The organism is Streptococcus sp. F0441 (assembly GCF_000314775.2).
Taxonomy (GTDB): domain Bacteria; phylum Bacillota; class Bacilli; order Lactobacillales; family Streptococcaceae; genus Streptococcus.
Window position 1 is genome coordinate 198,287 of sequence record NZ_KB373321.1, and the last position, 11,909, is coordinate 210,195.

The following is an 11,909-nucleotide window of genomic DNA, read 5'->3' on the forward strand; positions in this document are numbered from 1 at the left end:
ATGAAGAAAACATGGAAAGTGTTTTTAACGCTTGTAACAGCTCTTGTAGCTGTCGTGCTTGTGGCTTGTGGTCAAGGAACTGCTTCTAAGGACAACAAAGAAGCAGAAGTTAAGAAGATTGACTTTATCCTAGACTGGACGCCAAATACCAACCACACAGGTCTTTATGTAGCAAAGGAAAAAGGCTATTTCAAAGAAGTTGGAGTGGATGTTGACTTGAAATTGCCACCAGAAGAAAGTTCTTCAGACTTGGTGATCAATGGCAAGGCACCATTTGCTATCTATTTCCAAGACTACATGGCTAAGAAATTAGAAAAAGGGGCAGGCATCACTGCCGTTGCCGCTATCGTTGAGCACAACACATCAGGAATCATCTCACGTAAATCGGACAATGTCAGCAGTCCAAAGGACTTGGTTGGGAAGAAATACGGAACTTGGAATGACCCGACTGAACTTGCTATGTTGAAAACCTTGGTGGAATCTCAAGGTGGAGACTTCGAAAAGGTCGAAAAAGTACCAAACAACGACTCAAACTCCATCACACCAATTGCCAATGGTGTCTTTGACACTGCTTGGATCTACTATGGGTGGGACGGTATCCTTGCCAAATCTCAAGGTGTAGACGCCAACTTCATGTACTTGAAAGACTATGTCAAGGAATTTGACTACTACTCACCAGTTATTATCGCAAACAACGACTATCTCAAAGACAACAAGGAAGAAGCTCGTAAAGTCATCCAAGCCATCAAAAAAGGCTACCAATATGCTATGGAACATCCAGAAGAAGCTGCGGATATTCTCATCAAGAATGCACCTGAACTCAAGGAAAAACGTGACTTTGTCATCGAATCGCAAAAATACTTGTCAAAAGAATACGCAAGTGACAAGGAAAAATGGGGACAATTTGATGCTGCTCGCTGGAATGCCTTCTACAAATGGGACAAAGAAAATGGTATCCTTAAAGAAGACTTGACAGACAAAGGCTTCACTAATGAATTTGTAAAATAATGACAGAAATTAGACTAGAACACGTAAGCTATGCCTATGGCGATGAAAAGATTTTAGAAGATATCAACCTGCAGGTGACTTCGGGTGAAGTGGTTTCTATCCTAGGTCCAAGTGGTGTAGGAAAGACCACCCTCTTTAACCTAATCGCTGGGATTTTAGAAGTCCAGTCAGGGAGAATTGTTCTGGACGGTGAGGAGAATCCCAAGGGGCGCGTGAGTTATATGTTGCAAAAGGATCTCCTCTTGGAGCACAAGACCGTTCTTGGTAATATCATTTTGCCCCTCTTGATTCAAAAAGTGGATAAGGCGGAAGCCATTGCCCGAGCGGATGAGATCCTTGCGACCTTCCAGTTGACAGCTGTACGGGACAAGTATCCTCACGAACTTAGTGGGGGGATGCGTCAGCGTGTGGCCTTGCTTCGTACCTATCTTTTTGGGCACAAGCTCTTTCTCTTGGATGAGGCCTTTAGCGCCTTGGATGAGATGACCAAGATGGAACTTCATGCTTGGTATCTGGAAATTCACAAACAGCTACAGCTGACGACCTTGATCATCACGCATAGTATCGAGGAGGCCCTCAGTCTCAGCGACCGCATCTATATCTTGAAAAATCGCCCTGGGCAGATTGTTTCAGAAATTAAACTAGATTGGTCTGAAGATGAGGACAAGGAAGTCCAAAAGATTGCCTACAAACGTCAAATCTTGGCAGAATTAGGTTTAGATAAGTAGAAAAATAGGGAGTTGGTGAAGATTATCCTTTACCAGCGCCCTTTTTGTCTATAAATGGAAATTCTTATAGATAAAAAGTGATATAATTGACGTATGGTGATGTGATGAAAAAAGAAGAAATTAAAACATATTTAGATACAGATCTTGAATTTAATGTTAATGGCCGAGGTGCTTGTTTCTTATCCAGCATTTGTGTAGTTGGATATGATTATGAAGGTCAGCAGTTTAATACGATTGATGAAGCTATGGAAGCTAAGGTTTTTGATAGTAAAAGTTTAGTGGATATTTGGGATGAAGTTTTACCACAAGTATTTTAAAATAAAAATATGGTCACATTATTTCAAGAGATAATAGAAAGAGCTTGAATGATGTTAAATAATGAATTACATGACTACGATAAACCAGACTCATCCGATGAAATAGATGAACTCATTATTTCGGAGTCCAATCTTGAAGGGTACAGTGATTTTTACAAAGAAAGTGAAGAGTCAAAAGTTTGGTGGATTGATAAGATAGATGTTAGAGGAGAGCTATTGTTCAGTTTTGATCAGCAAAAAATTTATAATCTTTTTCTTGATTATCCTCACAATATGACGGAAGAAGAAGTTAAAATTTTTGATATCGAAAATCCATTTTGGAGAGATTTTTTTTCGGATAGAATGTCACAAACTATACATTTATTCGTAAGAATTGAATGATATGACTGAAAAAGATTATACACAATAGTAAACATGCTTAGATACAACTAGACTATTTTTGATGTTCAGTCACCTCCCTCATAATTCATTTTTGATGGATACTGTGATATAATTAAGATACGAAGGATAGAGGTTGAGAATCTGTCACCAACGCGCCATTTAGCTAGTGGGTCGAGAAATGCAGGAGCCTCGACAGTCCTGTCTATCCTTGCAAATAAATCAGCCCTTAGATTTGTTTCTAAGGGCTTTTTGACCGGTCGATTTTATCAGCAATTTCAACTTTTAAAATTTCATTTTCAAATAATCTCATCCATCGTAAACCTGTTTTAACAGATAAAGCATTATACTCTTCATCAAAAGTATGCTTATCTTCAAAAAGACAAATTCCCTCAAAGGTCTGGTTATCAACGTCTGTCATCGTTACAACTTTATTGTTAAACTTTCTAAGTTCCATTTTTATTTTCCTGATTTTGTAGTACTATAGTTTGTTATATTATTGGAATCCCTTTAACGTAAGCTTCCTTAGCTTTTGCTAGTGTCATCTTGTTTGGGCCTCCATCAATGTTGGTTTCCCCCGTATTTTGCCAATTACAATGATCACAAATGTCATAAACAGCGGTCAATGTTCCGCAAACTGGACAATGTACGTATTCTTCATCATTAATCATTACTAAGTTTTCTTTACCAGTCTTATTCATAATTATTTACTCCTAATTATTGTTTTTAAAATAGTGAAACCAGAAATATTAATTAGCTAGAACTAAATATTTTTATATTAAATTCTCTTATCTTTCTAAACTTTTCTGAGATAGGCTTTCTTAGCTTCTGCAAGAGTTATAGTATCATTATACTTCAGCATTGGAGCTATTGCTAATGATTGAGAGAGTTTTCTGGATATGCTATAATATTACCAGGTATTAAAAAAGCACGTTTGACCGTGCTAGTTTCTTGCCTGCTGAACTCGTCAATATTACGCCCTTTTTAGGGCTCTTTTTGTGGACTTTTTTAGGAACTTTCAAGAAAAACTAAGGTGATTTAATGCCTAAATGTTTTTAAAGAAAGTCAGTATTTTCAAGGGCTTAGCCCTAAAAATTTGACTTATAGAGTGTTAAATGATAGTATAGTCAAAGATAGTCAAGGTTCAAAGAAGGAGTTTGATTTACTATGAGATTTAAAAATACATCAGATCATATCGAAGCCTATATCAAGGCGATTTTAGACCAGTCTGGTATCGTGGAATTGCAGCGGAGCCAGTTAGCAGATACCTTTCAGGTTGTGCCGAGTCAGATCAACTACGTCATCAAGACCCGCTTTACGGAAAGTAGAGGTTACTTGGTTGAGAGCAAGCGTGGTGGAGGAGGCTACATTCGCATAGGGCGGATTGAGTTTTCCAGTCATCATGAGATGCTTCGCGATTTGCTTTACTCGATTGGTGAGCGAGTTAGTCAGGAGATTTACGAGGACATTCTCCAGCTTTTGGTGGAGCAGGACTTGATGACCAAGCAGGAGATGACCTTGCTGACTTCTGTAGCAACAGATCGTGTCCTAGGGGAAGAATCCTCAGTTGTCCGTGCCAATATGCTCCGACAGCTATTACAAGAGGTAGATAGAAAAGAGAAGTAAGATGAACTATTCAAAAGCATTGAATGAATGTATCGAAAGTGCCTACATGGTGGCTGGCCATTTTGGAGCTCATTACCTAGAGTCTTGGCATTTATTGATTGCCATGTCCAATCACAGTTACAGTGTGGCAGGTGCGACTCTAAATGATTACCCATACGAGATGGACCGTTTAGAAGAGGTTGCTTTAGAACTGACTGAAACGGACTATAGTCAAGATGAAACCTTTACGGAATTGCCTTTTTCCCATCGTTTGGAGGTTCTCTTTGCAGAAGCAGAGTATGTGGCCTCAGTGGTCCATGCAAAGGTGCTAGGGACAGAGCATGTCCTCTATGCGATTTTGCATGATGGCAATGCCTTGGCAACTCGTATCTTGGAGAGAGCAGGCTTTTCTTATGAAGACCAGAAAGATCAGGTCAGAATTGCTGCTCTTCGTCGCAATTTAGAGGAACGTGCTGGTTGGACAAGAGAAGACCTTAAGGCTTTGCGTCAACGCCACCGCACGGTAGCAGACAAGCAAAATTCCATGGCCAATATGATGGGCATGCCCCAGACTACAAGTGGCGGTCTAGAGGACTACACGCATGACCTGACGGAGCAAGCGCGCTCTGGCAAGTTAGAGCCAGTTATTGGTCGTGACAAGGAAATCTCACGTATGATTCAGATTTTGAGTCGGAAGACCAAGAATAATCCTGTCCTGGTTGGAGATGCTGGTGTCGGGAAAACAGCTCTAGCCCTTGGCCTTGCCCAGCGTATTGCTAGTGGGGATGTACCTGTGGAAATGGCAAAGATGCATGTTCTAGAGCTTGATTTGATGAATGTTGTTGCGGGAACACGTTTCCGTGGAGATTTTGAAGAGCGCATGAACAATATCATCAAGGATATCGAGGAAGATGGCAAAGTAATCCTCTTTATCGATGAACTTCACACTATCATGGGTTCTGGTAGTGGGATTGACTCGACTCTAGATGCGGCTAATATCTTGAAGCCAGCCTTAGCTCGTGGAACTTTAAGAACGGTTGGTGCAACCACTCAGGAAGAATACCAAAAACACATCGAAAAAGATGCGGCTCTTTCTCGTCGTTTTGCAAAAGTGACGATTGAAGAGCCAGGTTTAGCTGACAGCATGACTATTTTGCAAGGTTTGAAGGCCACCTATGAGAAACACCACCGTGTGCGAATCACAGATGAAGCTGTCGAAACAGCTGTTAAGATGGCGCATCGTTACTTGACTAGTCGTCACTTACCAGACTCTGCTATCGACCTCTTGGATGAGGCGGCAGCAACTGTGCAAAACAAATCCAAGAATGTGAGAATGGACGAATCCGACTTGAGTCCAGCTGACAAGGCCTTGATGGATGGCAAGTGGAAACAAGCAGGCCAGCTAATCGCAAAAGAGCAGGAAGTCCCTGTCTATAAAGACTTGGTAACAGAGACTGAAATCCTGACTACTTTGAGTCGCTTGTCAGGGATCCCAGTCCAAAAACTGACGCAAACAGATGCTAAGAAGTACCTTAACCTCGAAGCGGAACTGCACAAACGTGTCATCGGTCAAGATCAAGCTGTTTCAAGTATTAGCCGTGCCATTCGCCGCAACCAGTCAGGAATTCGCAGCCACAAGCGTCCGATTGGTTCCTTTATGTTCCTAGGACCGACGGGTGTCGGGAAGACCGAATTGGCCAAGGCATTGGCAGAAGTTCTCTTTGATGACGAATCAGCCCTTATCCGCTTTGATATGAGTGAGTATATGGAGAAATTTGCGGCTAGCCGTCTTAATGGAGCTCCTCCGGGCTATGTGGGCTACGAAGAAGGTGGGGAGTTGACCGAGAAGGTTCGCAACAAACCATACTCCGTTCTCCTCTTTGACGAGGTAGAAAAGGCCCACCCAGACATCTTTAATGTCCTCTTACAGGTTCTGGACGACGGTGTCTTAACAGATAGCAAGGGGCGCAAGGTTGATTTTTCAAATACCATTATTATCATGACGTCAAACCTTGGTGCGACAGCTCTTCGTGACGACAAGACAGTTGGCTTTGGGGCCAAGGACATTCGTTTTGACCAGGAAAATATGGAAAAACGAATCTTTGAAGAGTTGAAAAAAGCTTATCGACCAGAGTTTATCAACCGTATTGATGAAAAGGTGGTCTTCCATAGCTTAGATAGCAAACACATGCAAGAAATTGTTAAGATTATGGTGAAACCATTGATTGCTAGCCTGGCAGAGAAGGGTATCGACTTGAAACTGCAAGCTTCGGCACTGAAGTTGCTAGCTAGTCACGGTTACAATCCAGAAATGGGAGCTCGCCCACTTCGCAGAACCCTGCAAACAGAAGTGGAGGACAAGTTGGCAGAACTTCTTCTTAAGGGAGAATTAGTGGCAGGAAAGACCCTCAAGATCGGTGTCAAAGCTGGTCAATTAAAATTTGATATTGCTTAAAAATAGAGAGTCAGGAGCAATCCTGATTCTTTTTTGCTACTTTTTTATAAAACCAAAGGAAATAAGTTGACAATATGTAAATATTGGTTATAATAAGAATAAATAGATATTAAGATTTGTATAGAATGAAAAAGAGCAGAGTTTCCTGAAATTTCCACCATTTCAATAGAGCCCTGTTTCTTTTTTTGCACCTTAAACAGAAAAAATCTAAAAAGTTAACGATAGTGCCGTTGTTAACCTATAGTTACAGCATTTAATTTTTAATGCAGTGCATAGAGCTAGAGGTCTTTCGTTGTTTTTTAATCAAAAGGAAAATGTATGAATATTTTAGTCGTAGATGATGAAGAAATGATCAGGGAAGGGATTGCCGCCTTTCTAAAAGAGGAGGGCTACCATGTGATTCTGGCTAAGGATGGACAAGAGGCTTTGGAAAAATTTCGAGAATATCCCATCCATCTCCTAGTTCTTGATCTGATGATGCCAAAACGAAGCGGTTTTGAAGTCTTAAGGGAAATCAACGGACACCACGATATCCCTGTGATAGTTTTAAGTGCTTTAGGAGATGAGGCCACTCAGTTACAGGTTTTTGACCTGTATGCAGATGACCATGTGACAAAACCATTTTCACTAGTGCTCCTAGTCAAGCGTATTCAAGCCCTGCTTAGGCGTTACTATGTTGTGGAGGATATTTGGCATTATCAAGATGTGACAGTGGATTTCACATCCTACCAAGCTCGAGTCAAGAACGAGGAGGTTGCAATTAAGCCGAAAGAATTGTTGGTTTTAAAATGTTTAATCCAACATAAGAACCAGGTCTTGAGTAGAGAGCAGATACTCGAGTCTATCTCAAATGATTTTGCAGATTTGCCTCTTGATAGAGTAGTTGATGTTTACATTCGAAATCTTCGTAAGAAGTTGGATCTGGATTGTATTGTAACAGTGAAAAATGCCGGATATAAAATTAGTTTATGATAAAAAACCCTAAATTATTAACCAAATCATTTTTAAGAAGTTTTTCGATTTTAGGTGCAATTGCTTTGGTCATCCACATTGCCATCTATCTGACCTTTCCTTTTTATTACATTCAGCAAGAGGGTGAGAAGTTTAATGAGAGTGCTACTATTATGAGCAAGCACTTAGAAGGCAAAAATTTTCATGAACTGCCTAGTTTGCTGGAGTCCTATTCGAAATCTCTTCGCATCTCTGCCCATTTGAAAGATGACGTACTGGATAAGAGAATTTCCCTTGTGCACGACTTGGAAATAAAGGAAGGCAGTCCCACTAACTATATCGTAACGATTGACCGTCAGATTACGACAGCTGATGGTAAAAAGGTAACCATTCAATTTATTCAAGGTGTGGATATTTATAAAGAGGCAACACGGATTATGCTTCTCTATCTCCCGTATACCTTTTTAGCAACGCTTGTATTTGCCTTTCTCTTTTCCTACTTCTATACGAAACGTTTATTGGAGCCCCTCTTTTATATCTCAAAAGTTACAGGTAAGATGCAGGAGTTGGATCATGATATTCGCTTTGATGAAACGCGAAAGGATGAAGTTGGGGAGGTTGGAAAGCAAATCAATGATGTGTATGAAAACTTGCTGGCAGTCATTGATGAATCTGAGAGAAGAAATGAACGGATTGTCAGGTTGCAAAAGCAGAAAGTTTCTTTTGTTCGTGGAGCGTCACATGAGTTGAAAACCCCTTTAGCCAGTCTTCGAATTATTCTAGAGAATATGCAGTACAATGTTGGAGATTATAAAGACCACCCTAAGTATATAGCAAAGAGTATCGATCAAATTGATCAAATGAGCCACCTGCTCGAAGAAGTTTTGGAGTCCTCTAAGTTCCAAGAGTGGACAGAGTGTAGCGAGACCTTGATAGTCCAGACTGTTTTGACGGATGTTTTATCTCGCTATCAGGAATTAGCACGCTCAAGAGGAATAGAAATTGAAAATCAATTGACAGATGCTACTAGGGTCATCATGAGTCTCAAGGCATTGGATAAGGTTTTGACAAACCTGATTAGTAATGCAATTAAATATTCAGATAAAAATGGGCGCGTAATCATATCCGAGCAAGATGGCTATCTTTCTATCAAAAATACCTGCCAACCTCTTAATCAAGAAGAGTTGAATCATTTGTTTGATATTTTTTACCACTCTCAAGTTGTCACAGACAAGTCTGAAGGGTCTGGTTTAGGACTCTATATCGTGAATAACATCCTAGAAAGTTATCAAATGTCCTATAGTTTTCTCCCTTATGAACAAGGAATGGAATTTAAAATTTGCTTGCAAGCAGATTAGTTGTATAAAGTAAAAGAACGGAAATCTCTCCGTTCTTTTTTGTTAAAGTTCACATAGGTTTAACATGAGAATATTATTTTAAATATAGAAAAAAGAAAGGATACTGGTATGGTATTAGCGATTATTTTAGTAACCTTCCTCGTTCGATTGATTTTTTTAAAACGTTCGATGGAGAATGAAAAACGGATCCTTAGCAATGGCGGGAAAGAATTTGGAGTTGAGAATACAAAACGATTAACTATGGCTCATATTGTTTTTGATCTCTCTTGCTTCGTTGAAGCAATGGTACACAAGACAAATTTTGATGGCATGAGCATGGTTGGTTTAGTTTTGCTTATTTTTTCTATGCTGATGTTGATGTTGGTGATTCACTTGTTGGGAGATATTTGGACAGTAAAGCTAATGCTTGTTAATAATCATAAATTTGTAGATCATCCTCTCTTTCGAATTGTGAAACATCCCAATTACTTTTTAAATATTCTTCCTGAGCTAGTTGGTTTAGCTTTGGTGAGTCATGCTTACGTAACTTTTATCTTTATTTTTCCTGTCTATGCGGTTATTCTTTATCAAAGAATAGCAGAAGAAGAGAAATTACTGCAAGAAGTTATCATTCCTAATGGAAGAATGAAAGGATAGCGAAAATAATATAGCAAATTTCATATACAATTCATATTGGCAGGATATACTGTAGTTAATTAAAATCGTGGAGGATATAGATATGTTTAAATCAAATCATGAACGAAGAATGCGTTATTCCATTCGTAAATTTAGTGTAGGAGTAGCTAGTGTACTAGTAGCTAGCTTCTTTATGGGGAGTGTTGCTCATGCTGGTGAGATGAGCTCTAGTGCATCCACAAATAGTGCCAAGGTCACTGAGCAAACTTCATCTAAGAGTAAGGCAGGAGAAAACAAAGAAACTTCTTCTGAAAATAATAAAAAAACAGAACCAGCTAGAGAAACTTTGAAAGATGCAAAAGAAAAATTAATAAAAGAGCTAGCGGAAAGTGACCTTCCTGTAGATAAAAAAACAACCTATAAGCAGAAAATTGAACAGGCGAATGATACAGGAAGCTTGCTTTCGATAGATAATGATTTTCACCTAGATTTACTAAAACATCATGAAAAGCAGCATATGGAACAAGAAAGGAAGGAAAAAGAAAATCAATCGAAAGATGAAAACAAGGTGGTTCCTCCGACTAAGGAGAGCTCGGAACAGTCTCGAGATACTTCTACAAAAGAGAACACAGGTGCGGTCGCTGAAATTCAAAAACGTTTAAAAGAAGAAATCAGAAAAGGTACCCTACCAACTGAGCGGAAAGATTCCTTAATAAAAGAGATTGAGGGAGAAGATGACCGTGATAACCTAGAAACTTTGGAGAATAGTTATAGAGAACTGGAAGATACTTTCAAAAAAATCAATGAAGAACTCGACCATCAAAAGAAATTGATTAGCGATATGGCAACTACAAAAGGTATCACTGAAGAGGATAAAAGTTCTTTAGTAGGCGAAATCAATAAAATCAAAGAGCGAGTTGTAAATGATTTTAAGAACGAGTCGGATAAATCACTCCAAACGATTAAACAAGAAGTTATTGCTGATCTAGGTAAGTTATTCAAATCTTACAAAGCCTACGTTGAAAAAGAAATTCAAAACTACGTCAATCAACAAGTGGACGAAAACATAAAGGAGAAAAAACTAAACAAAGAAGAAGCAAACGAGGATGCCACAATCAAACAGTTACGCGAGTTGGGAAAAAAGGCGCTTCAGCAACTCGATCAGGCCGCGAAGAATGAAGAGGTGCTGAAGGCTAAACACAGTCTTCTTGATGAGATTGCAAAACTCAAGTCATCTAATGGCAATAAAGAGACAACGAAACCGAGAGACAAACGAAGTGCTAAGGAGACTAATCAGCAAGATTTAGCTAAACAAATTTCAGAAGCTAATCTATCGCTTTCTAATCACATGAGTGAGCTGTTGGATAGAACTAAAAAAGATCTGAAATCTGAGGATGAGTCTAAATTTGATGAATTAATTAAAAATGCCTTAGGAATTGTAAATAAATATAGATCAGAGCTTTCTAAAGCTCAAACAAAAGAGGAACTAAATCGGATTCTAGAAACAGCGAAGTCAGAGCTAAATGCTACTGTGGAGGAATTCAAAAAAGGGTTAACGAAACCAACTGAGCCTCAAAGAAAGCCTGATATGGAAGGTCATATTCCTCCAACTAAAGATGGGAAATCTCAGACACCGACTGAAGAAACGAAAGAGATAGAATCTTTGAAGAATAAGGCTAAGGAAGAGCTAAAAAAACTAGAGCAAGCTTTGGCTGAAGTGAATAACTATCCAGAGTTACCAGAAAATAACAGTGATTATAAGGTGCAGAAAAAAGATATTTGGGATGATTCTAAAAAGATTGCTCCTGATAAAATAAAAGCATTTAGAGAACAGTTAGAAAAAGGTTCATACACTGCCAAAACTCTCCAAACGTTTATAGATGACTTTATCTATTATCAAATCCATGCACAAATCGAAAAGATGACAAGACAAGTCGCTTTGTATCGAGAAAAATACGCGAAAATTCCTAGTCTAGAAAAAGAATTTGAATCAGGCATTAAGCAAACGTGGAATAAGAATTATGCTACCTTAGAAGGGAAATATCTAGCGGATTACTTTAAGAATGAATTTCTTCCATCCTTTAATAAGATTCAGCAGATTGTGGAACTTCAGAAGGCTATCAGCCAGCTTGAAGAAGAAATGAAGACAGTCCCAGATGGAGCTAAGTTAACAGGAGAAGCTGGTTCTGCTTATGAAAAGGTCAGAAATCGTGCAAGCGAAATCATTAAACAAGGGAAAGAGCTTCTAGAACAAGTAAATATTACAGAAAAGCAGCTAGATACTCAGATAGGAGAGCTTCAGAAGAGCTTATCTGAATTGAAGGTAGCGAAGGCCAACTTAGTGCCAAAGAAAGAAGATAAGAAAGAAATTCCAAAACCAGATTTGCAACCAAGTCCTAAACCAGAAGGCAAGAAACCACACACGCCGGCACAACCCGGTGCTGAAAATCAGAAGCCATCTGCTCCAAAACCAGATTTGCAACCAAGTCCTCAA

General features: G+C 39.2%; 12 protein-coding genes. 10 read left to right on the forward strand and 2 right to left on the reverse strand.

Annotated elements, in window-relative coordinates; genetic code table 11:
• The 4 genes from HMPREF9188_RS00975 to HMPREF9188_RS00990 all read left to right on the forward strand — a co-directional run bounded on the left by HMPREF9188_RS00975 (nucleotide 1) and on the right by HMPREF9188_RS00990 (nucleotide 2,434).
• On the forward strand, nucleotides 1-1,008 hold the full coding sequence (locus tag HMPREF9188_RS00975; RefSeq protein ID WP_000754552.1) for an ABC transporter substrate-binding protein: 1,008 nt from the start codon (nucleotides 1-3) through the stop codon (nucleotides 1,006-1,008).
• On the forward strand, nucleotides 1,008-1,736 hold the full coding sequence (locus HMPREF9188_RS00980; RefSeq protein ID WP_009729586.1) for an ABC transporter ATP-binding protein: 729 nt from the start codon (nucleotides 1,008-1,010) through the stop codon (nucleotides 1,734-1,736). Before HMPREF9188_RS00975 ends, HMPREF9188_RS00980 begins: the two co-directional genes overlap by 1 nt.
• 104 nt (nucleotides 1,737-1,840) lie before the next feature.
• The gene (locus HMPREF9188_RS00985; protein WP_000711258.1) at nucleotides 1,841-2,053 is read left to right on the forward strand and encodes a hypothetical protein; all 213 of its coding nucleotides are present in this window, start codon (nucleotides 1,841-1,843) and stop codon (nucleotides 2,051-2,053) included.
• Between the two features lie 48 nt (nucleotides 2,054-2,101).
• Complete coding sequence (locus HMPREF9188_RS00990) at nucleotides 2,102-2,434, forward strand: DUF7675 family protein (RefSeq protein ID WP_000979448.1); 333 nt, start codon at nucleotides 2,102-2,104, stop codon at nucleotides 2,432-2,434.
• A 238-nt stretch (nucleotides 2,435-2,672) separates the two neighbouring features.
• Here the strand turns inward: HMPREF9188_RS00990 and HMPREF9188_RS00995 are convergent, their stop codons facing one another.
• Together HMPREF9188_RS00995 and HMPREF9188_RS01000 are read right to left on the reverse strand one after the other, a co-directional pair.
• Nucleotides 2,673-2,888, reverse strand: coding sequence for a hypothetical protein (locus HMPREF9188_RS00995; RefSeq protein WP_009729587.1), 216 nt, complete (start codon nucleotides 2,886-2,888; stop codon nucleotides 2,673-2,675).
• Between the two features lie 34 nt (nucleotides 2,889-2,922).
• Nucleotides 2,923-3,132 carry a CPCC family cysteine-rich protein gene (locus tag HMPREF9188_RS01000; protein ID WP_001044018.1) on the reverse strand — a complete coding sequence of 70 codons (210 nt, stop codon included), beginning with the start codon at nucleotides 3,130-3,132 and terminating at the stop codon, nucleotides 2,923-2,925.
• 466 nt (nucleotides 3,133-3,598) lie between these two features.
• On the opposite strand from HMPREF9188_RS01000, the gene HMPREF9188_RS01005 reads away from it, so the two are divergent.
• From HMPREF9188_RS01005 to HMPREF9188_RS01030, 6 genes are all read left to right on the forward strand, one after another.
• The gene (locus HMPREF9188_RS01005; protein ID WP_001211263.1) at nucleotides 3,599-4,057 is read left to right on the forward strand and encodes a CtsR family transcriptional regulator; all 459 of its coding nucleotides are present in this window, start codon (nucleotides 3,599-3,601) and stop codon (nucleotides 4,055-4,057) included.
• 1 nt (nucleotide 4,058) lies between these two features.
• On the forward strand, nucleotides 4,059-6,491 hold the full coding sequence (locus HMPREF9188_RS01010) for an ATP-dependent Clp protease ATP-binding subunit (RefSeq protein ID WP_009729588.1): 2,433 nt from the start codon (nucleotides 4,059-4,061) through the stop codon (nucleotides 6,489-6,491).
• Nucleotides 6,492-6,809: 318 nt separating this feature from the next.
• The gene (gene bgrR, locus HMPREF9188_RS01015) at nucleotides 6,810-7,463 is read left to right on the forward strand and encodes a response regulator transcription factor BgrR (RefSeq protein ID WP_009729589.1); all 654 of its coding nucleotides are present in this window, start codon (nucleotides 6,810-6,812) and stop codon (nucleotides 7,461-7,463) included.
• Nucleotides 7,460-8,800: a sensor histidine kinase BgrS gene (bgrS, locus tag HMPREF9188_RS01020; protein WP_009729590.1), complete on the forward strand. Its 1,341-nt coding sequence runs from the start codon at nucleotides 7,460-7,462 to the stop codon at nucleotides 8,798-8,800. The genes bgrR and bgrS overlap by 4 nt, the downstream gene beginning before the upstream one ends.
• 108 nt (nucleotides 8,801-8,908) lie before the next feature.
• Nucleotides 8,909-9,436, forward strand: coding sequence for an isoprenylcysteine carboxyl methyltransferase family protein (locus tag HMPREF9188_RS01025; RefSeq protein WP_009729591.1), 528 nt, complete (start codon nucleotides 8,909-8,911; stop codon nucleotides 9,434-9,436).
• Nucleotides 9,437-9,518: 82 nt separating this feature from the next.
• The coding region (locus HMPREF9188_RS01030) for a GAG-binding domain-containing protein (RefSeq protein ID WP_009729592.1) at nucleotides 9,519-11,909 on the forward strand (2,391 nt) is incomplete at its 3' end.

Excerpts from the sequence above, each read along its gene's own strand:
- HMPREF9188_RS00975 (WP_000754552.1), top strand. The coding sequence starts at position 1 with ATGAAGAAAACATGGAAAGTGTTTTTAACGCTTGTAACAGCTCTTGTA.
- HMPREF9188_RS00980 (WP_009729586.1), top strand. The coding sequence starts at position 1,008 with ATGACAGAAATTAGACTAGAACACGTAAGCTATGCCTATGGCGATGAA.
- HMPREF9188_RS00985 (WP_000711258.1), top strand. The coding sequence starts at position 1,841 with ATGAAAAAAGAAGAAATTAAAACATATTTAGATACAGATCTTGAATTT.
- HMPREF9188_RS00990 (WP_000979448.1), top strand. The coding sequence starts at position 2,102 with ATGATGTTAAATAATGAATTACATGACTACGATAAACCAGACTCATCC.
- HMPREF9188_RS00995 (WP_009729587.1), bottom strand. The coding sequence starts at position 2,888 with ATGGAACTTAGAAAGTTTAACAATAAAGTTGTAACGATGACAGACGTT.
- HMPREF9188_RS01000 (WP_001044018.1), bottom strand. The coding sequence starts at position 3,132 with ATGAATAAGACTGGTAAAGAAAACTTAGTAATGATTAATGATGAAGAA.
- HMPREF9188_RS01005 (WP_001211263.1), top strand. The coding sequence starts at position 3,599 with ATGAGATTTAAAAATACATCAGATCATATCGAAGCCTATATCAAGGCG.
- HMPREF9188_RS01010 (WP_009729588.1), top strand. The coding sequence starts at position 4,059 with ATGAACTATTCAAAAGCATTGAATGAATGTATCGAAAGTGCCTACATG.
- bgrR (WP_009729589.1), top strand. The coding sequence starts at position 6,810 with ATGAATATTTTAGTCGTAGATGATGAAGAAATGATCAGGGAAGGGATT.
- bgrS (WP_009729590.1), top strand. The coding sequence starts at position 7,460 with ATGATAAAAAACCCTAAATTATTAACCAAATCATTTTTAAGAAGTTTT.
- HMPREF9188_RS01025 (WP_009729591.1), top strand. The coding sequence starts at position 8,909 with ATGGTATTAGCGATTATTTTAGTAACCTTCCTCGTTCGATTGATTTTT.